General features: G+C 71.7%; 18 protein-coding genes. 8 read left to right on the top strand and 10 right to left on the bottom strand.

What is annotated here, in order from left to right; translation table 11 throughout:
* Nucleotides 1-7: 7 nt before the first annotated feature.
* Nucleotides 8-2,101 carry a transketolase gene (gene tkt / locus ACFVTH_RS15630; RefSeq protein ID WP_387092806.1) on the bottom strand — a complete coding sequence of 698 codons (2,094 nt, stop codon included), beginning with the start codon at nt 2,099-2,101 and terminating at the stop codon, nt 8-10.
* A gap of 317 nt (nt 2,102-2,418) precedes the next feature.
* On the opposite strand from tkt, the gene ACFVTH_RS15625 reads away from it, so the two are divergent.
* Complete coding sequence (locus ACFVTH_RS15625) at nt 2,419-3,339, top strand: heme o synthase (RefSeq protein ID WP_387092802.1); 921 nt, start codon at nt 2,419-2,421, stop codon at nt 3,337-3,339.
* A 335-nt stretch (nt 3,340-3,674) separates the two neighbouring features.
* Here the strand turns inward: ACFVTH_RS15625 and ACFVTH_RS15620 are convergent, their stop codons facing one another.
* Nucleotides 3,675-4,577, bottom strand: coding sequence for a heme A synthase (locus tag ACFVTH_RS15620; protein WP_387092799.1), 903 nt, complete (start codon nt 4,575-4,577; stop codon nt 3,675-3,677).
* A 250-nt stretch (nt 4,578-4,827) separates the two neighbouring features.
* Here ACFVTH_RS15620 and sufB point away from each other — a divergent pair, with 250 nt between their 5' ends.
* The 5 genes from sufB to ACFVTH_RS15595 are packed head-to-tail and all read left to right on the top strand — an operon-like array spanning nt 4,828 to nt 8,944.
* A complete protein-coding gene (gene sufB, locus ACFVTH_RS15615; protein WP_387092797.1) occupies nt 4,828-6,246 on the top strand; it encodes a Fe-S cluster assembly protein SufB in 1,419 nt (472 codons plus the stop codon).
* Between the two features lie 14 nt (nt 6,247-6,260).
* Entirely contained in the window at nt 6,261-7,430 is a 1,170-nt protein-coding gene (gene sufD / locus ACFVTH_RS15610; RefSeq protein WP_387092794.1) for a Fe-S cluster assembly protein SufD, read from the top strand.
* Nucleotide 7,431: 1 nt separating this feature from the next.
* A complete protein-coding gene (locus tag ACFVTH_RS15605; RefSeq protein ID WP_387092791.1) occupies nt 7,432-7,758 on the top strand; it encodes a non-heme iron oxygenase ferredoxin subunit in 327 nt (108 codons plus the stop codon).
* 50 nt (nt 7,759-7,808) lie between these two features.
* Entirely contained in the window at nt 7,809-8,594 is a 786-nt protein-coding gene (gene sufC / locus ACFVTH_RS15600) for a Fe-S cluster assembly ATPase SufC (protein ID WP_387092788.1), read from the top strand.
* Nucleotides 8,595-8,614: 20 nt separating this feature from the next.
* On the top strand, nt 8,615-8,944 hold the full coding sequence (locus tag ACFVTH_RS15595; protein ID WP_157424200.1) for a metal-sulfur cluster assembly factor: 330 nt from the start codon (nt 8,615-8,617) through the stop codon (nt 8,942-8,944).
* A 124-nt stretch (nt 8,945-9,068) separates the two neighbouring features.
* On the opposite strand, the gene ACFVTH_RS15590 is transcribed toward ACFVTH_RS15595, so the two are convergent.
* Nucleotides 9,069-11,198: a M3 family metallopeptidase gene (locus ACFVTH_RS15590; protein ID WP_387092785.1), complete on the bottom strand. Its 2,130-nt coding sequence runs from the start codon at nt 11,196-11,198 to the stop codon at nt 9,069-9,071.
* Between the two features lie 59 nt (nt 11,199-11,257).
* Between ACFVTH_RS15590 and ACFVTH_RS15585 the strand changes: the two genes are divergently transcribed.
* On the top strand, nt 11,258-12,076 hold the full coding sequence (locus ACFVTH_RS15585) for a methyltransferase domain-containing protein (protein ID WP_387092782.1): 819 nt from the start codon (nt 11,258-11,260) through the stop codon (nt 12,074-12,076).
* A gap of 21 nt (nt 12,077-12,097) precedes the next feature.
* Here ACFVTH_RS15585 and ACFVTH_RS15580 read toward each other — a convergent pair whose 3' ends face one another.
* From ACFVTH_RS15580 to ACFVTH_RS15550, 7 genes are all read right to left on the bottom strand, one after another.
* On the bottom strand, nt 12,098-12,322 hold the full coding sequence (locus ACFVTH_RS15580; RefSeq protein WP_387092779.1) for a hypothetical protein: 225 nt from the start codon (nt 12,320-12,322) through the stop codon (nt 12,098-12,100).
* Nucleotides 12,322-12,768 carry a GNAT family N-acetyltransferase gene (locus tag ACFVTH_RS15575; RefSeq protein WP_387092777.1) on the bottom strand — a complete coding sequence of 149 codons (447 nt, stop codon included), beginning with the start codon at nt 12,766-12,768 and terminating at the stop codon, nt 12,322-12,324. The genes ACFVTH_RS15580 and ACFVTH_RS15575 overlap by 1 nt, the downstream gene beginning before the upstream one ends.
* 8 nt (nt 12,769-12,776) lie before the next feature.
* The gene (gene valS, locus ACFVTH_RS15570) at nt 12,777-15,356 is read right to left on the bottom strand and encodes a valine--tRNA ligase (protein ID WP_387092774.1); all 2,580 of its coding nucleotides are present in this window, start codon (nt 15,354-15,356) and stop codon (nt 12,777-12,779) included.
* A gap of 156 nt (nt 15,357-15,512) precedes the next feature.
* The gene (nikE, locus tag ACFVTH_RS15565) at nt 15,513-17,222 is read right to left on the bottom strand and encodes a nickel ABC transporter ATP-binding protein NikE (protein WP_387092772.1); all 1,710 of its coding nucleotides are present in this window, start codon (nt 17,220-17,222) and stop codon (nt 15,513-15,515) included.
* A complete protein-coding gene (locus ACFVTH_RS15560) occupies nt 17,219-18,094 on the bottom strand; it encodes an ABC transporter permease (protein WP_387092769.1) in 876 nt (291 codons plus the stop codon). Before ACFVTH_RS15560 ends, nikE begins: the two co-directional genes overlap by 4 nt.
* On the bottom strand, nt 18,091-19,086 hold the full coding sequence (locus ACFVTH_RS15555) for an ABC transporter permease (RefSeq protein WP_387092766.1): 996 nt from the start codon (nt 19,084-19,086) through the stop codon (nt 18,091-18,093). The genes ACFVTH_RS15560 and ACFVTH_RS15555 overlap by 4 nt, the downstream gene beginning before the upstream one ends.
* A gap of 10 nt (nt 19,087-19,096) precedes the next feature.
* Entirely contained in the window at nt 19,097-20,755 is a 1,659-nt protein-coding gene (locus ACFVTH_RS15550; protein WP_387092763.1) for an ABC transporter substrate-binding protein, read from the bottom strand.
* Nucleotides 20,756-20,878: 123 nt separating this feature from the next.
* On the opposite strand from ACFVTH_RS15550, the gene ACFVTH_RS15545 reads away from it, so the two are divergent.
* Nucleotides 20,879-21,280, top strand: a complete 402-nt coding sequence (locus tag ACFVTH_RS15545) for a GntR family transcriptional regulator (RefSeq protein WP_387092760.1) — start codon at nt 20,879-20,881, stop codon at nt 21,278-21,280.
* Nucleotides 21,281-21,357 lie beyond the last annotated feature (77 nt).

The following is a 21,357-nucleotide window of genomic DNA, read 5'->3' as shown; positions in this document are numbered from 1 at the left end:
GCGCGCGTCAGGCCGACGCGAGCGATTCCTTCGCGGCGGCGACGACGGCCTCGGCCGTGATGCCGAACTCGCGGAACAGGGTCTTGTAGTCGGCGGACGCGCCGAAGTGCTCGATCGAGACGGCACGGCCGCGGTCGCCGAGGTAGCGGTGCCACGACAGCGCGAGCCCGGCCTCGACCGAGACGCGTGCGGTGACCGCGGCGGGCAGCACCTGCGCGCGGTACTCGGCCGGCTGCGCCTCGAACCACTCGAGGCTCGGCGCCGACACGACGCGCGCGCCGATGCCCTCGGCGGCGAGCGTCTCGCGGGCTGCGAGCGCGAGCTGCACCTCCGAGCCGGTCGCGATGAGGATCACGTCGGGCGTGCCCGAGGCGGCCTCGGCGAGCACGTAGGCGCCCTTCGCGACGTTCGCGGCGCTCGCGAGGGTGTCGCCGGATGCCTCGCCGTCGCCCCGCTCGAACACCGGGATGTTCTGGCGGGTCAGCGCGATGCCCGCCGGGGCATCCTGCTGCTTCAGGATCTCGAGCCAGGCGTAGGCGACCTCGTTCGCGTCGGCGGGGCGCACGACCGCGAGCCCGGGGATGGCGCGGAGCGTCGCGAGCTGCTCGACCGGCTGGTGCGTCGGGCCGTCCTCGCCGAGCGCGACGGAGTCGTGCGTCCAGACGAAGATCGAGGGCACCTTCATGAGGGCTGCGAGGCGGACCGCGGGCCGCATGTAGTCGCTGAAGATGAGGAAGGTGCCGCCGAACGCGCGGGTCGGCCCGTGCAGCACGATGCCGTTGACGATCGCACCCATGGCGTGCTCGCGGATGCCGAAGTGGAGCACCCGGCCGTAGGGGTTGCCCGAGAACTCGTGCGTGGACCACTCGGCCGGGATGAACGACGGCGCGCCGTTGATCGTCGTGAGGTTCGACTCGGCGAGGTCGGCCGATCCGCCCCAGAGCTCGGGGAGCACCCCCGCGAGGGCGTTGATGACCTTGCCGGAGGCCGCGCGGGTGGACAGCTCGGTGCCGCCTTCGAAGACGGGCAGGGCCTGCTCGACGTCGGCCGGCAGCTCGCCCGCCTCGAGGCGGTCGAGGAGCGCCTTGCGCTCGGGGTTCGCCGCCGCCCAGGCGTCGAAGGCGAGCTGCCACTCGGCGTGCGCGGCCGCACCGCGCTCACTGGCCGCGCGGGTGTGGGCGATCACGTCGTCGGCGACGACGAAGTGCTGCTCGGGGTCGAAGCCGAGCACCTCCTTCGTCGCGGCGAGCTCGGCCGCGCCGAGGGCCGAACCGTGGATCTTGCCCGAGTTCTGCTTGCCGGGGCTGGGCCAGCCGATGATGGTCTTGAGGATGATGATCGAGGGCTTGGACTGCTCGCCCTTGGCCGCCTCGATCGCCTCGTTCAGCTCGGCGACGTCCTCGACGTACTCGCCCGTCTTCTTCCAGTCGACGGTCTGCACGTGCCAGCCGTAGGACTCGTAGCGCTTCGCCACGTCCTCCGTGAAGGCGATGTTGGTGTCGTCCTCGATGGAGATCTGGTTCGAGTCGTAGATGACGACGAGGTTGCCGAGCTGCTGGTGGCCTGCGAGGCTCGACGCCTCGCTGGTCACGCCCTCCTGCAGGTCGCCGTCGCCCGCGATGACGTAGACGAAGTGGTCGAAGGGGCTCTCGCCCGCGGGGGCCTCGGGGTCGAAGAGGCCGCGCTCGTAGCGGGCCGCGTAGGCGAAGCCGACCGCGGAGGCGAGACCCTGGCCGAGCGGGCCGGTCGTGATCTCGACGCCGTCGGTGTGGCCGTACTCGGGGTGGCCGGGGGTCTTGGAGCCCCACGTGCGCAGCGACTCGAGGTCGGAGAGCTCGAGTCCGTCGCCGGCGAGGTAGAGCTGCACGTACTGGGTGAGCGACGAGTGGCCGGCCGAGAGGATGAAGCGGTCGCGGCCGAGCCAGGCGTGGTCGGCGGGGTCGCGGCGCATCACCTTCTGGAAGAGGAGATAGGCGGCCGGGGCGAGGCTCATCGCCGTTCCGGGGTGGCCGTTGCCGACCTTCTCGACGGCGTCAGCCGCGAGCACCCGTGCGGTGTCCACCGCGCGATCGTCGATGGGATCCCAGTGCAGAGTTGCCACGAGGTGCAGTTCCTTCCGTTCGTGACGGCGACGGGAACCGATCGGCCCCGACCCGCCGAGGACGTTGCGGCGCGGTATCGCCGGGCGTGCGGTCCTGGTGGATGCCGGTGGGGGAATCGAGGATCGCGACGTCAAGCGCGCAATCCTCAGTATATGGAGTTCATGACCCGCGATGACGGGGTATGACTCACACTCGCCCATGCCCTTTGTGAGGCCCGGTATGCCCACGTCGGGGCATCCCGCCCGATGGCCTAGAATCGAGGGGAGGCGGCGCGGGGTCCGGCGATGGTTGGCGCGCGCACTCTAGAAGAGGAACGATGCAGGCAGCCGTAGAAACCCGTGAAGCCCGACCGGCGATGACCGTTCGGCGCAAGCTCGCCGCCTACCTCGCGCTCACCAAGCCGCGCGTGATCGAGCTGCTGCTCGTCGTCACCGCCCCCACCATGATCCTCGCGCAGCAGGGGCTGCCGAGCCTCTGGCTCATGATCGCGACCCTCATCGGCGGCGCCATGAGCGCGGGATCGGCCGGCGCGTTCAACTGCTACATCGACCGCGACATCGACCGGGTGATGAAGCGCACCCAGGGGCGCCCGCTCGTGACCGGCGAGCTCAGCGAACGCGAGGCGCTCGTCTTCGCCTACGGGCTCGGCGTGGCATCCATCGTGTGGCTCGGCGTGTTCACCAACTGGCTCGCCGCCGCCCTCTCGCTCGGCGCGATCCTGCTCTACGTCGTCTTCTACAGCCTCATCCTCAAGCGCCGCACCGCCCAGAACATCGTGTGGGGCGGCGTCGCCGGCTGCATGCCGGTGCTCATCGGCTGGGCCGCGGTCACCGGCGACCTCAGCTGGCCGCCGTTCATCCTGTTCCTCATCATCTTCCTCTGGACGCCGCCGCACTACTGGCCGCTCTCGATGAAGTACAAGGACGACTACGCCGCGGCCGGCGTGCCGATGCTCGCGGTCGTGCGCGGCCGCGCCCAGGTCGGACTGCAGGTCATCCTCTACGCGTGGGCGACCGTCGCGTGCTCGCTGCTGCTCATCCCGATCGCCGACATGGGGCTGGTCTACTCGACGGTCGCGGTCGTCACGGGCGTCTGGTTCGTGTACGAGACGCACCGCCTCTACAACCTGGCGATCCGGCACGAGCAGGTCTCGCCGATGCGGGTCTTCCACGGCTCGATCGCGTACCTCTCGCTGCTGTTCCTCGCCGTCGGCATCGACCCGCTGCTGCCCTTCTAGGGAGGCGCGCCGGGGCCGGGCCCCGCGGCGCGCGCGTCGAGCGCCCCAGCGGGTCGCCGTGCCGCGCGTGCATGCGGTGGTGCGGTGGAGCTGCGCGGCCTGTTGCGCGCGCCACAGTTTCGGAGATCAGCGCAACTTCGGGCGAACACCCCGAACCCCGGCCGAGTCTCCAGTGATCTCCGAAGCGCTGGCGGGCGCGGTCTGTCCTTCCCACCCCGCGGCAGCGACTCGAGTTCTCGGCATGGGTGCCCCGAGCCGGGTCCCGCGCGCGGAGCCCGTCACACTGGCGGGATGAGGGCACTCGAGCGTCGGCTCCACCGCAGCGGCGCGCCGGGTCAGGCTGCCGTGGCCTCGACCGGCGTCTGCACCGAGGCCGGCGCCGCGACGGGGCGCTTCAGGCGCAGGATCACGAGCGTCATCGCCGCCGCAGTGAGCGCCGCGAGCACCATGTGCACGCCGACCGCGAGCACGGGCAGGCCGTTGCGCGCCTGGTAGAGGCCGACCGCGACCTGCACGAGCTCGACGACGAGCAGAGCGATCGACCACCGCAGGGTCGGCAGCCCGCCGCGCCACGCCGCGATCACGAGCACGATCGTCATGACGAGGAGCGCGTAGCCGGGCCAGGCGTGCACGTGCTCGAGGATCTCGGAGTCGAAGCCGTTGCGGCCGGCCTCGGCGTCGCCCGAGTGCGGGCCCGATCCGGTGGTGAGCACGCCGAAGACGATCGAGATGAGCAGCACTGCGCTCGTGGCGTGCGTGAGGCCCGCGTACCAGCCGGGCACCGCCCGTTCGCGGGGGCCGGCAGGCTCGTCCAGCCGGCCGAGGAACGCGGCCGTCACGCAGACCAGCGCGAGCGAGGACACGTAGTGGAAGCCGACGATGAACGGGTTCAGGCCCGTCCAGACGGTGATGCCGCCGACGATCGCCTGCGCGACGATGCCGAGGCCGACGATGAACGAGAGCACGAAGAGGTCGCGGCGCTCGCGCCGGATGCGCCACACGAGCAGGAAGACGATGAGCGCGATGATGCCCACGACGCCCGTCATGAGCCGGTTCCCGAACTCGATGAGGGAGTGGTAGGTGAGCTCCTCCGTCGGCACGAGCGACTCGGGCGTGCAGGTGGGCCAGGTGGGGCATCCGAGGCCCGAACCGGTGAGGCGCACCGCGCCGCCGGTCGCGATGATCGTCACCTGCGCGACGAAGGAGGCCCAGGCGAAGAAGCGGAGAGAGCGGGGCACGCGGGTCGTTCCTGATCCGGATCGCTCTGAGACGGGGCTGGGAGTCCGGCCCGGGTGTCACTGCGACCCTATAGACTTGAGTGGTTGGCGCACCTGCTGCGACGCGCGTTCGCGCGGCAAGCGGGCACCAGCCATCTTAGGTTCGCACTGGAGCCACCCGCACATCACACCCCCTCACCGAGATCCTCGACCAGGCGCGGGGGATGAGCCGGACTGATAGCCGGTTGCACGGGAGGAGAAGAGGAAGAGTATGACGGACGTACTGATCGACCGCCCCGAGCTCGAAGGGCTCGGCAACTACGAGTTCGGCTGGGCCGACTCCGACGTCGCGGGGGCCTCGGCCCGACGCGGCCTGTCGGCTGAGGTGGTGGCCGACATCTCGCGGCTGAAGGACGAGCCCGAATGGATGCTCCAGCGCCGCCAGCGCGGCCTGCAGCTCTTCGAGCGCAAGCCCATGCCGACGTGGGGCGCCGATCTGTCGGAGATCGACTTCGACAACATCAAGTACTTCGTCCGCTCGACCGAGAAGCAGGCCCAGACCTGGGAGGACCTGCCCGACGACATCAAGAACACCTACGAGCGGCTCGGCATCCCCGAGGCCGAGCGCCAGCGCCTCGTCGCCGGCGTGGCGGCCCAGTACGAGTCCGAGGTGGTCTACCACCAGATCAACGAAGAGCTCGAGCGCCAGGGCGTCATCTTCATGGACACCGACACCGCGCTGAAGGAGCACCCCGAGTTCTTCGAGGAGTACTTCGGCACCGTGATCCCGGCGGGCGACAACAAGTTCGCCGCGCTCAACACGGCGGTCTGGTCGGGCGGCTCGTTCGTCTACGTCCCGAAGGGCGTGCACGTCGAGATCCCGCTGCAGGCGTACTTCCGCATCAACACCGAGAACATGGGCCAGTTCGAGCGCACGCTCATCATCGCCGACGAGGGCTCGTACGTGCACTACATCGAGGGCTGCACGGCGCCGATCTACAAGAGCGACTCGCTGCACTCGGCCGTCGTCGAGATCATCGTGAAGAAGAACGCCCGCGTTCGGTACACGACGATCCAGAACTGGTCGAACAACGTCTACAACCTCGTCACGAAGCGCGCCACGGCCGCCGAGGGCGCCACCATGGAGTGGGTCGACGGCAACATCGGCTCGAAGGTCACGATGAAGTACCCGTCGATCTTCCTCATGGGCGAGCACGCCAAGGGCGAGACCCTCTCGGTCGCCTTCGCCGGCCCCGGCCAGCACCAGGACGCGGGCGCGAAGATGATCCACATGGCGCCGTACACGCAGTCGTCGATCGTCTCGAAGTCGATCGCCCGCGGCGGCGGACGCGCCGGCTACCGCGGCGAGGTCCGCGTCGACGCGAACGCGCACCACTCGGCGAACAGCGTCGTCTGCGACGCGCTGCTGGTCGACACGATCTCCCGCTCCGACACGTACCCCGCGATCGACATCCGGGTCGACGACGTCAAGCTCGGTCACGAGGCCACGGTCTCGAAGGTCAGCGAGGAGCAGCTCTTCTACCTGATGAGCCGCGGCATCGACGAGACCGAGGCCATGTCGATGATCGTGCGCGGCTTCATCGAGCCGATCGCGCGCGAGCTCCCGATGGAATACGCGATGGAACTCAACAAGCTCATCGAGATGGGCATGGAAGGATCGGTGGGCTAGTAGTGACCGCCCAGATGACCAGCACAGCCATGCCCACGGCCGAGCAGCACGGCCTCGTCGCGCACTCCGACGGCGCCTTCGTGCCCGTGCAGACGCGCTCCGAGCGCTTCCGCTCGACGAACGTCGCCGACTTCGAGCCCGTCACCGGCCGCGAGCACGAGTGGAAGCTCTCGCCCGTCGCGACCTTCGCCGACCTGACGAGCGGCGAGCTCGACGGCGCCCGCCTCCCGATCGAGACGACGGATGCCCCCGGGGTCTCCACTTCGTACCTCTCGCGCGACGACGCCCGCATCGGCTCCGCCGGAATCCCCGAGGAGCGCGCGAGCGCGAACGCGTGGTCGAGCTTCGGCGAGGCGCTCCTCGTCTCCGTCACCGGCGAAGACCAGAAGACCGTGTTCGTGACCCGCTCGGGCCTCGGCGACGCGCCGCGCGCTGCACACACCGTGATCGAGGCGGCTCCCAACAGCCGCGCGCTCATCGTGCTCGCCGGGGCGGGCTCGGCCCGGCTCAGCGAGAACGTCGAGATCATCGTCGGCGACGGGGCATCCCTGACCGTCGTCTCGCTGCAGGAATGGGACGACGAGGCGGTGCACCTCTCGAGCCAGTTCGCCCGCCTCGGCCGCGACTCGTTCCTGAAGCACATCGTGGTCTCCCTCGGCGGCAAGGTCGTGCGGGTGAACCCGTCGACGCACCTCGCCGAGCAGGGCGCCGACATCGAGGCGCTCGGCCTCTACTTCGCCGACGCGGGGCAGCACCTCGAGCAGCAGGTCTACGTGCACCACGACGCCCCGCACACCAAGAGCCGCGTGACCTACAAGGGTGCGCTGCAGGGCTCGGGCGCGCGCACGGTCTGGGTCGGCGACGTGCTGATCGGCCAGAAGGCCACCGGCACCGACAGCTACGAGCAGAACCGCAACCTCGTGCTCACCGACGGCACCCGCGCCGACTCGGTGCCGAACCTCGAGATCGAGACCGGCGACATCGAGGGCGCCGGACACGCGAGCGCGACCGGTCGCTTCGACGACGAGCAGCTCTTCTACCTCATGGCCCGCGGCATCCGCGAAGACGAGGCGCGCCGTCTCGTCGTCCGCGGCTTCCTCACCGAGATCGTGCAGAAGATCGGTTCGCCCGAGCTGGAGGAGCGCCTCACCACGGCGCTCGAGTCCGAACTGCAGGGGGCCTGACGTGGCATCCGTTCGTGTCTGCGCGCTCGACGAGCTCGTCGAGAACCAGGCGTCCCGATTCGTGCTCGAGGGCGTGCCCATCGCCGTCGTGAAGGATGCGGCCGGCGACGTCTTCGCGATCGGCGACACCTGCACCCACGGCGACATCTCGCTCTCCGAGGGGTTCGTCGAGGAGGACACGCTCGAGTGCTGGGCGCACGGCTCGCAGTTCTCGCTGAAGACCGGCAAGCCCCTCACCCTCCCGGCGTACGAGCCGGTCCCCGTCTACCAGGTCGAGATCCAGGGCGGCGACGTCCACATCGACCCCGCGGTCACGCTGACCGTCTGACCCACGCTTCTCCGGCCCGCGGCCGGCAACCGAAAGAGATACCCCAGAACATGTCAGTGCTCGAGATCAAGAACCTGCACGTCAACGTCGAGACCGAACAGGGCACCCGCGAGATCCTCCGCGGCGTCGACCTCACGATCAACGAGGGCGAGATCCACGCGATCATGGGCCCGAACGGGTCGGGCAAGTCGACCCTCGCCTACACGATCGCCGGTCACCCGAAGTACACCGTCGTCGAGGGCGAGATCCTCCTCGACGGCGAGGACGTCCTCGAGATGTCGGTCGACGAGCGCGCTCGCGCGGGCCTCTTCCTCGCGATGCAGTACCCGGTCGAGATCCCCGGCGTCACCGTCACGAACTTCCTCCGCACCGCGAAGACCGCGATCGACGGCGAGGCGCCGTCGGTGCGCACGTGGGTGAAGGACGTCCGCGAGTCGATGGCGAACCTCAAGATGGACAAGGCGTTCGCCGAGCGCAACGTCAACGAGGGCTTCTCGGGCGGCGAGAAGAAGCGCAACGAGATCCTCCAGCTCGAGCTGCTGAAGCCGAAGTTCGCGGTGCTCGACGAGACCGACTCGGGTCTCGACGTCGACGCGCTGAAGATCGTCTCCGAGGGCGTCAACCGTGCCAAGGCCAGCACCGGCCTCGGCGTGCTGCTGATCACGCACTACACGCGCATCCTCCGCTACATCAAGCCCGACTTCGTGCACGTCTTCGTCGCCGGTCGCATCGCCGAGCAGGGCGGCCCCGAGCTCGCCGACCGTCTCGAGGAAGAGGGCTACGACCGCTACCAGGTCGCCGAGTCGGCCGCGGTCGAGCCGGCCGCGGCCGAGTAGGGCGCGGGTAGACTCCCACCATGGTCTCCTCACTCGCACCCGAGCGCTACGAGCAGGTCGAAGAAGCGCTGAAGGACGTGATGGACCCCGAGCTCGGGGTGAACATCGTCGACCTCGGCCTCATCTACGACCTCGGCTGGGACGACGAGAACGACGCGCTCGTCATCCACATGACCCTCACGAGTGCCGGCTGTCCGCTGACCGACGTCATCGAGGAGCAGACGGCCGAGGCGCTCGACGGCACCGTCGAGGCGTTCCGCATCAACTGGGTGTGGATGCCGCCGTGGGGCCCCGAGCGCATCACCGACGACGGCCGCGACATGATGCGGGCGCTCGGCTTCGCCATCTGAGGCGACGCCGAACCGTCGAACCGCGACGGAACGGATGCCCCGTGCAGCACGCCTGCACGGGGCATCCGCCGTCTGAGCGAACCGGAGCCCCGCCGGGGTCGGCCGGAGCCGGCCCTGCCCCGACTCAGGCGAGCCCGCGGCGTGCGAGCAGCGCGTCGATCACTGGCTCGCGCCCGAGCAGTCGGCGGATGGACTCGCGCGGATCGCGCGAGCCGCCCGGCTCGAGGATCTCGGCGCGGAACCGCTCGCCGAGCTCGCGTCGCGCACCGCCGTTCGCCTCGAACCAGGCCATGATGTCGGCGCCGGGCACCTCGCTCCAGACGTACGAGTAGTAGCCCGCGTCGTAGCCTCCGGCGAAGACGTGCGCGAAGTAGCCGCTCGAGTAGCGCGGCGGGATGCGCGGATCGGCGAGGCCCGCCGCATCGAGCGCGCGCTGCTCGAAGTCCGCGACGGCGTCGACGCCGAGGGCGGATGCCGCGTCGACGTCGAGCCGGTGCCACGCCTGGTCGAGTGCGGCCGCGGCGAGGTACTCGGTGGTCGCGAAACCCTCGCCGAAGGTGCGCGAGGCGATGAGTCGCTCGACGAGCCCGGCGGGGATGGGTGCGCCGGTCTCGTGATGCACGGCGTAGCGGCCGAGGATCTCGGGCCGCAGCGCCCAGAGCTCGTTGACCTGGCTCGGCAGCTCGACGAAGTCGCGGAACACGTTGGTGCCGGCCGCGCTCGGGAACTCGACGCGTGCGAGGAGACCGTGCAGCGCGTGGCCGAACTCGTGGAAGAGCGTCTCGGTCTCGTCGAAGCTGAGCAGCGTCGGCTCGCCCGCCGGGGGTTTCGGCACGTTGAGGTGATTGACGACGACCGGGAGCTCGCCCGTGAGATCGGACTGGTCGACGAGGGAGCTCATCCAGGCGCCGCCCCGCTTCGAGTCGCGCGCGTAGAGATCGAGCAGGTACAGCCCGACGGGCGCGCCGTCGTGCTCGGAGACCTCGTAGACGCGGGCGTCGGGGTGATGCGCGACGAGGTCGCGCCGTTCCTCGAAGCGCAGCCCGTAGAGCAGCGTGGCGGCGTGGAAGACGCCGTCGCGGAGCACCCGGTCGGCCTCGAGGTAGGGGCGCATCGCGCCGAGGTCGACCGAGTGGCGTTCTGCGCGCTCCCGCTCGGCGAGGTGCATCCAGTCGGACGCCTCGAGCGGCCGGTCTCCGTCGCGCTCCGCGAGCTCGGCGAGGTCGGCGGCTTCGCGGCGGGCGTTCGCCATCGCGCGCGGCGCCAGCTCGCCGATGAGCGCGGCGACGGCGCGGGGGGAGCCGGCGGTCTCGTCGGCGGTGACCGCGCCGGCGTGGTCGGCATGGCCGAGCAGCGCCGCGCGCTCGGCGCGGACCCGCACGAGCTCGAGCAGGATCTCGCGGGTGTCGTGGGCACCGCCGGAGGTGCCGCGTCCTCGTGCGGCGGTGAGGAGCCGATCGCGCACCTCCGCGGAGTCGAGCGCGGCGAGTGCGGGCTGCTGGGTCGGCAGCACCAGCGGGATCACCCAGCCCTCGAGGCCGCGCGCCTCGGCGGCGGCGCGGGCGGTGGCGCGGCGCTCCTCGTCGAGCCCGGCGAGCTCGTCGGCGTCGCGGAGGTGCAGCGCGCGGGTGTTGCCGTCGGCCAGCAGTTCGCGCTGGAACGCGGTCGTGAGCGCGGCGATGCGCTCGTTGAGCTCGGAGAGTCGCGCTCGGCCGTCGGCCGGGAGCCGGGCGCCGGCGAGCACCGCGGTACGGTGGCGGCGGCGCAGGAGGTACTCGCGCGCGGCAATGCGGTCGGCGGCGGGCGCGGCGGCGGGTTCCGCGTCGTCGGCACCGTCGTCGCCCTCGCCGTCGGCGCCGAGGTCGAGCTCGCCCGCGTCCAGGGCGGTGACGAGCGCCTCGAGGCGGGCGAAGAGCCGTTGGTCGAGGAGGACGGCATCGCGGAGGGCGGCGAGCTTCGGGGCGAACTCGGCCTCGAGCGCGTCGATCGCATCGTCGGCGTCGGCCGCGCTGCGGTTCTCGAACACGGGGAGCGCACGGCGCAGGAGGACGCCCGACCGTTCGAGCGCGACGATCGTGTTCGCGTAGGTCGGCGCCTCGGGATTCTCGGCGATCTCCGCGAGTTCGGCCTCCTGCTCGGCGATCCCGAGCGTCAGCGCCTCGCGGAAGTGCTCGGGGGCGAGGAGTTCGAACAGGGGGAGCCGGAACGGCAGTGGGCTCGGTTCCAGCAGCGGATTGCGCGTCGAGTCGCTCATTCGATCACCCTATGACGGGCGACGAGCGCCGCAGGGCCTCCCGCGCGTAGGCTCGGCACATGGCCAGTGAAACTCCCGCCCGCGACACCTACACCCACGGCCACCATGCGAGCGTGCTGCGCATCCATGCCTGGCGGACGGTCGAGAACTCCGCCGCCTACCTCGCGCCGCACCTGCAGGCCGGCGCCGCGGTCCTCGACGTCGGCAGCGGGCCGGGCACCATCACGATCGACCTCGCCCGGCGGGTCCGCCCGGGCCGCGTGTGGGGGATCGACGCCTCGGCCGAGGTCGTCGCCCAGGCGACGGGCCTCGCCGAGAGCGAGGGCGTGCACAACGTCGAGTTCGGCGTCGGCGACGCCTACGCGATCGAGGCGGCCGACGACAGCTACGACGTCGTGCACGCGCACCAGGTGCTGCAGCACCTAGCCCGCCCGGTCGACGCGCTGCGCGAGTTCCGTCGCGTGCTGAAGCCCGGCGGCCTGCTCGCGGTGCGCGACGTCGACTACGGCGGCGTGATCTGGAGCCCGGCGTCGGCGGGGCTCACCCGATGGCTCGAGCTCTACCACGACGTGCACGAGTGGAACGGCGGCGACCCGCACGCCGGCCGCCACCTCAAGCACTGGGCGCGCGAGGCCGGCTTCGGCGAGATCACCGCGAGCGGCACGACCTGGGTCTTCTCCTCGACCCTCGAACGCGAGTGGTGGGGCGGCTCATGGGCCGAGCGCGCCACCGAGTCGCAGTTCGCCGCGCATGCGATCGAGTCGGGCCACTCGCACCCCGACGAGTTGCGCTCGATCGCCCAGGCGTGGCGCGACTGGGCCGCCGACGACGACGGCTGGTTCCTCATGCCGCACAGCGAGATCCTCGCGCGCGCCTGACGCCGAGATCGTGCGTGCAGGTCACCAGTCCTCGTCGTCGTCGCGGACGTCGACGATGACCTCGCTCACGACGGTGCCGTCGTCGAGCTCGGCGATGGGGCGCCCCTCGAGCCAGGTCAGCGTCCAGTGGCGGTCGCTGCCGTCGCCCTCGAAGGCCGCCTCCGCCGCGGCGATGCGCGGGCGCAGCTCGATCGGCACCGAGACGGGCGGCTCGGTGCCGAACGCCCAGCGGGTGCCGAGCCGCATCAGGCGTCCATCTCGTACGTCACCCAGCTGGTGCGCTTGGCGATGCGGTCGTAGAGCTGCTGGGCCGTGGCGTTGTCGTCGGCGGTGATCCACGCGACGCCGCCGTGCCCGACCTCGGCGGCTCGAGCGTGCACGAACTCGATGAGGGCCTTGCCGGTGCCCGTGCCCCGGTGCGCGTCGACGACGTAGAGGTCGTCGAGGTACATGCCGAAGGTCGCGCTCAGCGTCTCGGGCACCTGTCGGAAGTGGGCGAGCCCGACGGGCGTGCCCTCCTCGTCGACGGCGAGCGCCGCCTGCAGCGGGTTGTGCTCGTCGCGCAGCCAGTTCCACACGATGAGCGCCTTGGCGTCGTCGAGCTCGGTCTCGTAGAACGTGCAGTACGCCTCGAACAACGGCAGCCAGCCGAAGAAGTCGTCGTCACCGGCGAGCCGGATCTCGTTGGTCATGGTTCCCCCTATTCGGCCGCCTCGAAGACGACGTCGCTGACTGCGAACTCCTCCGCCTCGGCGAAGACGAGCTCGGTGATGCGCCCCACGGCGCGCAGGTCGGATGCCACGGACTCGAGCAGGGCGATCGTCGCCGCCGAGGCGTGGATCGCCGCCTGGGCGACCGGGGTCTTCTGCGAGGCCTTCGCGTCGGTCTTCGCACGGCGGATGCCGGTGAGGGCGAGGCTCGCGATCTCGAGGAGTTCGCCGTCGGCGTCACCGCGTGCGGCGAGCTCGTCGGCGGTCGGCCACGCGGCGCGGTGCACCGAGCCCTCGTGCGACCAGCGCCAGGCCTCTTCGGTCGCGAACGGGATCACCGGCGCGAAGAGCCGCAGCATCACGCCGAGCGCCGTCTTCAGCGCAGCGACCGCCGAGGCCTGCTCGGGGCTGGCCTCGCCGTAGGCGCGCTCCTTGACGAGCTCGAGGTAGTCGTCGCAGAAGGTCCAGAAGAAGGTCTCGGAGAGCTCGAGCGCACGGGCGTGGTCGTAGCCCTCGAGCGCGCGGGTGGCGCGCTCGACGACCGTGGCGAGCTCGGCCAGCATGCTGCGGTCGACGGGCACGGTGACGGCGGCATCGGCGGAGCCGTCGAATCCGAGGATGAACTTCGCCGCGTTGAGGACCTTGATCGCGAGGCGACGGCCGATCTTCACCTGCGTCGGGTTCTGCGGGTCGAAGGCCGCGTCGGTGCCGAGCCGGGACGAGGCCGCCCAGTAGCGCACCGCGTCGGAGCCGTGCTGCTCGAGCAGGCCGGACGGCGTCACCACGTTGCCCTTCGACTTCGACATCTTCTTGCGATCGGGGTCGACGATGAAGCCCGAGATCGAGGCGTTCGCCCACGGTGCGACGCCGTGCTCGAGCTCGGCGCGCAGCGTCGTCGAGAAGAGCCAGGTGCGGATGATGTCCTGGCCCTGCGGGCGCAGCGAGTACGGGAACACGAGGTTCCAGAGCTCGGGGTCGCGCTCCCAGCCGCCGGCGAGCTGCGGGGTGAGCGACGAGGTCGCCCAGGTGTCCATGACGTCGTGCTCGCCGATGAAGCCGCCGGCCTGGCCGCGCTGCGACTCGTCGTAGCCGGGGGCGGGCGCCGACGACGGGTCGACGGGCAGCAGCTCCTGCGTGGCGACGATCGGCTGGTCGAACACGGGGTCGCCCTGCGCGTCGAGCGGGTACCAGACGGGGATCGGAACGCCGAAGAAGCGCTGGCGGGAGACGAGCCAATCGCCCGACAGGCCGCCGACCCAGTTCTCGTAGCGCACCCGCATGAAGTCGGGGTGCCAGTCCATCTCGCGACCGTGCGCGAGGAGGCGCTCGCGCAGCGCCTCGTCGCGGGCGCCGTTCGTGATGTACCACTGGCGGGTCGAGACGATCTCGAGCGGCTTGTCGCCCTTCTCGAAGAACTTCACGGGGTGCGTGATCGACTTCGGGTCGGCGAGCAGCTCGCCCGAGTCGCGCAGCTGCTGCACGACGGCCTGCTTGGCCGAGAAGGTCGTCTTGCCCGCGAGCTCCGCGTAGGCGGCGCGGCCGGCCTCGGAGGTGATCGCCTCGGGCGCCTCGGCGATCACGCGACCGTCGAAGCCGATGATGGCGCGGTTCGGCAGGTCGAGCTCGCGCCACCAGACGACGTCGGTCACGTCGCCGAAGGTGCAGATCATGGCGATGCCGGTGCCCTTGTCCTTCTGGGCGAGGTGGTGCGCGACGACGGGCACCTCGACGCCGAAGACGGGGGTCGTCACCGTCGTGCCGAAGAGGGGCTGGTAACGCTCGTCGTCGGGGTGGGCGACGAGGGCCACGCACGCGGGAAGCAGCTCGGGGCGGCTCGTCTCGATCTCGATCGTGCCGCCGTCGGCCTTGTGGAACGCGACGCGGTGGTAGTGGCCGGGCTGGTCGCGGTCCTCGAGCTCGGCCTGGGCGACCGCGGTGCGGAAGGTGACGTCCCACAGCGTCGGCGCGAGCGCCTGGTACGCCTCGCCGCGCTCGACGTTGCGGATGAAGGCGAGCTGCGAGGTGAAGAGCGCCTCGTCGGCGATGGTGCGGTAGCTCTGGGTCCAGTCGACCGAGAGGCCGAGCATGCGCCAGAGCGCCTCGAACTGCTGCTCGTCCTCGACGGTGAGGCGCTCGCAGAGCTCGATGAAGTTGCGGCGCGAGATCGGCACCTGGTCGGCCGCCTTCGTCGACTTGCCGTCGCCGCCCTCGAACGGCGGCACGAAGCCCTCGGTGTAGGGGAGCGTCGGGTCGCAGCGCACGCCGTAGTAGTTCTGGACGCGTCGCTCGGTGGGCAGGCCGTTGTCGTCCCAGCCCATCGGGTAGAAGACGTGCTTGCCGCGCATGCGCTGGAAGCGGGCGACGACGTCGGTGTGGGTGTACGAGAACACGTGGCCGATGTGGAGCGAGCCCGAGGCCGTCGGCGGCGGGGTGTCGATCGAGTAGATGCACTCGCGCGTCGCCGAGTCACGGTCGAACCGGTAGGTGCCCTCGCGCTCCCACGCGCCTCCCCAGACGGATTCGAGGCCTTCGAGAGCGGGCTTGTCGGGGATGCGCGCGGTGTCGGTCATGATGCTCCGGTTCGATATCTGCGGCACCGAGTCCGTGATGAGGTGCCTGAATGTGACGCTCAAGCCTAGCGGAGGGCGGCCGGGAATCGCCCGCGCAGGCCGGTGCGCGGCGCGGCGGCGGTCGCAGCCAGGGCGGAACCGCGGTGGTTCTGCGGGTCAGCGCACGAGGCGCGGGGCGTCCGCGACGAGCCGGGCGGTGTAGGCGTGGGCGGGTGCGGCGAACACCTGCTCGGCGGGCCCGGTCTCGACGATCCGGCCCGCCTGCATGACGGCGACCCGGTCGGCCATGTGCCGCACCACGCCGAGGTCGTGCGAGATGAAGAGCATGGCCAGGCCGCGCTCGCGCTGGAGCTCGTCGAGCAGGTCGAGGATCTGCGCCTGGATCGTGACGTCGAGCGCCGAGACCGGTTCGTCGCAGATCAGGAGCTCGGGGGAGGCGGCGAGGGCGCGGGCGATCGCCACGCGCTGCCGCTGCCCGCCCGAGAGGGTGAGCGGCTCGCGGCCGGCGACGGCGGCGGCGAGGCCGACCTGGTCGAGGAGTTCGGCGACGCGACGGGCGACGGTCGCACGGCCCGGGTGCTCCGCGTCCGCGCCGCTCGCGCCGCCCGCGCCGCCCGCGGCGCTGCCGGCGGCGTCCGCGAGGATACGACCGACCGTCCAACGGGGATCGAAGGAACTCAGCGCGTCCTGGTAGATCGCGCCGATGCCGGGACGGCGGGGTCGTCGCGCCCGCTCGTCGAGCGCCGACCACGGCTCGCCGTCGACCGTGACGACGCCGCGGTCGGGGGCGGTGAGCGCGAGGGCGAGCCTGGCCACGGTCGTCTTGCCCGACCCCGACTCGCCGACGAGGCCGACGGTCTCGCCGGCGTGCACGTCGAGCGAGACGTCGTCGACCGCGGTGAAGCGCCCAGCGCCGCGCACGGGGAAGGTCTTCACGACGCCGTCGAGCGCGAGGAGCGGGACCGGCCGAGGTGCCCGGGCCCGCGCCGCGTCGTGCGCGGGCGGCGCGGCGAGCGCAATCGGCGGGGTGCGCACGGGCGCGGCCTCGCCCTCGGGCCTGCTCAGCGGGGCCCCGCGCGGCACGTCTGCGGGCACCGCGGCGATGAGGGCGCGCGTGTACGGTTCGCGGGGTGCACCGAGCACCTCGTCGACCGGGCCCTGCTCGACCACCCGGCCCTCGCGCATCACCAGCACGCGATCGGCGAGCCGCGACACGACGGCGAGGTCGTGGCTGATCAGCAGGATCGCGGTGCCGCGGCCGCGGATCTCGGCGAGCAGCTCGAGCACGCGCGCCTGGACCGTCGCGTCGAGTGCCGTGGTCGGCTCGTCGGCGATGAGGAGCGGCGGGTCGAGCGCGAGCGCCGAGGCGATGAGCGCGCGCTGTCGGAGGCCGCCCGAGAGCTCGCCCGAGCGGCGGCGCACGGCGGCGGTCGGGTCGGGCATGCCGACGTCCGCGAGGACCTCGAGGGTGCGCGTGCGGCGTTCTGCGCGGGGCATCCGATCGTGGATGCGCAGCGCGTCGCCGATCTCGCGACCGATCGGTCGCAGCGGATCGAGCGCGACGAGCGCGTCCTGCAGGACGAGCCCGGCCTGGCGGCCGCGCACCTCGCGCCACTCGCGTTCGCCGGCGCCGCGGAGATCGCGTCCCGCGAGCCGGAGCGTCTGCGCCTCGACGCGCGCGCCGTCGCCCGCCATGCCGAGGAGGCTGCGCGCCGTGACCGACTTGCCCGACCCCGACTCGCCGACGATCGCGACGCACTCGCCCGCGGCGATCGCGAGCGAGACCCCGCGCACGACCTCGTCGCGCCCGAAGGCGACCCGGAGCTCTTCGAGCTCGAGCACGGGTGCCGTGCCGTTCGCCGTCATCGCGCGCCCCGCTCGCGTCGGGCGAGCGCACGGCCGAGCACCGTCGTCGCGATGGTCGTGCCGACGATCGCGAGGCCGGGGAACACCGTCATCCACCACGCCGTCTGGAGGTAGGTGCGCCCCGCCGAGAGCATCGCGCCCCATTCTGCGGCGGGCGGCTGCGCGCCGAGCCCGAGGTAGCTGAGCGCCGCCGCCCACACGATCGCCTGGCCGATGCCGAGGGTCGCGAGCACCACGAGCGGCAGGAGGGCGTTCGGCAGCAGGTGAGCGGTGAGGATGCGACGGGGCGGTCGCCCGAGCACGCGCGCCGCCTCGACGTACTGCGACGAGCGGATCGCGACGAGCTGGCCGCGGATGATGCGGGCGTAGCCCGGCGCCGTCGAGAGGCCGACGGCGATCGTCGCGGTCACCGGGCCGGGGCCCACGACGACGATGACGAGCAGCGCGAGCAGCAGGCCGGGGAACGCGAACAGCACCTCCACGAGCCGGCCGACCCCGAAGTCGAAGACCCGGCCGCCGAAGCTCGCGAGGACTCCGAGCAGCAGGCCGATGGCGAGTCCGATGGCCGTCGCCGTGACGCCGATGAGGAGTGAGGTGCCCGTGCCGGCGATGATGCGGCTGTACACGTCGCGGCCCGACTCGTCGGTGCCGAACCAGTGCGCGGCCGACGGCGGCTGGAACGCCTCGGCCGCCGAGATCGCGTTCGGGTCCTGCGTCGCGACGAGCGAGGGGACTGCCGCGGCGACGAGGAGGAAGACGACGAAGGCGCCGGCGACGAGCGTGCCGACCCGAGGCCGGCCACGCCGCGGAGCCTCGCGGTCGTGGACCGCCTCGGCGTCGACCGTCGTCTGACGGAGCTCGAGCTCGCTCATCGGTCGTCCTCCTGTGCGAGGCGCGGATCGGCGACGCGGGCGACGAGGTCGGTCAGCACGGTCATGAGGACGTAGACGACGGCGACGAGGAGCACGACGCCGGTGACGACGGGGATGTCGCGGAGCGTGACGGCCTGCAGCAGCGTGCGCCCGAGCCCCGGCATCGCGAAGATCGTCTCCACGACGACCGCGCCGGAGAGGAGCCACCCCAGCGCCCAGCCCGACAGGCTGATGCCGGGCAGCGCCGCGTGGCGGACCGTATGGCGGAACCGGATGCCGAGGGCGCTCTCGCCGCGCGCTCGCGCCGACACGACGAACGGCTGCCGCATGGCGTCGATGAGGCTCTCGCGCATGACCTGGGCGAGGAACCCCGCGAGCGGGATCGCGAGCGTCGTCACGGGGAGCACGAGCCCGGTCGGCGTGCCGGTCGCGACGGGCGGGAACCAGCCGAGGCCCGTGCTGAAGACGGCGATCAGCACCGCCGCGAGCCAGAAGTGGGGGAGGGCGGCGGCGACGAGCTCGATGCCCTGGCCCAGCGCGGAGGCGATGCGACCGCGCCCGGTCGACCAGAGCGAGAGGCCGAGGGCGAGTACCCAGGCCGCGGCGAGCGAGCACACGGCCAGGAGGAGCGTGCCTCCGATCTGCGCGCCGAGGAGCTCGGCGACGGGCACCTTGAGCGTGTACGAGGTGCCGAGGTCGCCGGTGAGCAGTCGGCCGAGCATCGCGAAGTACTGCACGACGAGGGGCTGGTCGAGCCCGTAGTCGCTGCGCACCTGGTCGAGCGCCTCCTGCGACGCCTGCGACCCCGGCCCGCCGAGGATCGCCTGCGCGGGGTCGCCCGGGATGAGGCGGATCGCGAAGAAGGTGAGCGTCGCCACCGCCCAGAGCACGAAGAGCGCACCACCGAGGAGCAGCGCGAGGTGCCGGCCCGCCAGGGCCCGGCGCGTGCGTCCGGGCGCCGCGACGCCCGTGCCGGCCGTGCGGCCGGTCACGGGCGGGGCCTCACTCGGCGAGCCAAGCGTCGGCGAAGCTCGGCGTCGACACGGTGGGCAGCGCACGGGCGCCCTGCACCTTCGGGCTGAGCAGGAAGCTGTTCTGCTGGTCGTAGAGCGGCAGCAGGTAGTGCCCGCCGAGGATCAGCCGCTGCGCCTCCTCGTACTGCTCGGCGCGCTCGGTTGGGTCGCTCGTCGAGGCGGCGGCCGTGAGCAGCGCATCGATCTCGGGGTCGTTGACCTGGGCGAGGTTCGCGAAGTAGCCGCTCGGCGCCGGCGTGATGCTGTCGGAGTGGTACAGGATCCGCAGCACGTCGGGGCCGACCTTCGTGTAGGGGGCGCTCACGATCTCGTACTCGTGGGCGAACAGCGCCCCGTACCAGCTCGAGAGGTCGAGGAGCGAGATCTGCACGTCGAAGCCCGCCTCCTTGGCGGTGGCCTGCACCTGCTCGAAGAGCGACTGCTCGGCCGGCACCGACTGGTTCGTGCTGACCGGGAAGCGCAGGACGAGGCGGGCGCCGTCCTTCATGCGGGTGCCGTCGTCGTCGCGCTCGGTCCACCCGGCCTCGTCGAGCAGCTCGTTCGCGCGATCGAGGTCGGTCGCGAAGAGCTCGGGCTCCGAGTACGCGAGCGCCTCGACCGAGGAGAGCGCCGAGTACGAGCGCCCCGCGGTGCCGAAGTAGAGCGCGTCGATGCCGTCGTTGACGTCGACCGCGGCGAGGAACGCCTCGCGCACGCGCTCGTCATCGAACGGCGCCTGGGACGAGTTCAGCTCGATGCGGTTCGAGGCGCCCGGCCGCGGCGCGTCGATCCACTCGAACGCGCCGCTCTCGTCGGCGGCGGCGATGGTGTCGGGCTGCGGGTTGTCGATCACGTCGACCTGGCCGCCCTGCAGCGCGGCGTAGCGCGACGCCGCATCGGGCACGAAGCGCCAGTCGATCGCCTCGAGGTGGGCGGGGCCCTCGTGCGCGGCGTCGGCGGGCGGCGAGACGTAGTCGTCGTTGCGCACGAGCGAGACCCGCTCCTGCTTGACCCAGCCGTCGACGACGAACGCGCCGGTGCCGATCGGCGCCTGGCAGTTCTCCTCCATGCCGCGGGCGAGGCCGGCGGGCGACTCGATCGCGAGCCAGGGCTGCGAGAGCGACTCGAGGAGGGCGCTGTCGGGTGCGGTGAGCACGAAGCGCGCCACGTCGGGTGCGACGACCTCGACGCGGTCGACCTTGCCGAGGGCGAGGTAGCCGGTCGAGGACTGCGTCGCGGGGTCCTTCAGGTGCTCCATGTTCACCTTGACGGCCTCGGCGTCGAACGGCGTGCCGTCGGTGAACTCGACGTCGTCGCGGAGCGTGAACTCCCACGCGAGCCCGTCGTCGGAGGACTCCCACGACTCGGCGAGCCACGGGATGATCTCGCCCGACTCGTCGCGGGAGACGAGCGACTCGAGGAACTGGCTCGCGAGCAGCGCCTGCGGGTAGTTGCCGCCGACGTGGGGGTCGAGGCAGCTCGGCTCGGCGTCGCCGCTCGCGTAGCGCAGGGTCCCGCCCGCGACCGGCTCGTCGGAGACGGGCGCCTCGCCGGCCTGGCAGCCGGCGAGCAGGACGCCGCCCGCGAGCGCGAGGGCGAGGAGGCCGACCGTGCGTGATCGGCGGGCGGTGGGCGGGGCAGTGCGCATCGGAATCCTTGCAGGAGGCGTGGGGGAGTTGGTCGGACGACGTCGGCCGGACTCATCCTGACACCGGCCGAGGGCTGCGACAAGCAAGTTGTTCTATTAGCCATAGAACAATAGATTTTGAGAGTGCTCATCCGCCTCGATCCGACTCTTCCGAGACCGCTCGCCGAGCAGCTCGCGGCCGGGCTCCGCGCCTCGATCATCGACGGGCGGCTCTCCGGCGGCGAGCGCCTGCCGGCCGCCCGCGAGCTCGCCGCCGACCTCGGGGTGAACGTCCACACGGTGCTCCGCGCCTACCATCGCCTGCGCGACGAGCACCTCATCGAGCTCCACCGGGGGCGCGGCGCGGTCGTCGCGGTCCGCATCGGCGGCCACGCCGCGCTCGCCGGCGCCATCCACGACCTCGTCGACGAGGCGAAGGGGCACGGCCTGCCCGAGGCCGCGCTGCTCGAGCTCATCCGCGAGGCGTACCGCTCGGCGCCGAGCCCCGCCGGCGTCGTCCGCCCAGCGCCGACACGGTATTCTTGACGGCAACGACATCGATCCGGCCATCACCGGGGAGTCTTCGGAAGAACGCGAACGGCGGCCACGTGGCATCCGATCGC

Origin of the sequence: Agromyces sp. NPDC058104, from assembly GCF_042884835.1 — a bacterium.
In the GTDB taxonomy this organism is placed as follows: Bacteria; Actinomycetota; Actinomycetes; order Actinomycetales; family Microbacteriaceae; genus Agromyces.
This window is presented reverse-complemented; position numbering and strand designations above follow the sequence as displayed.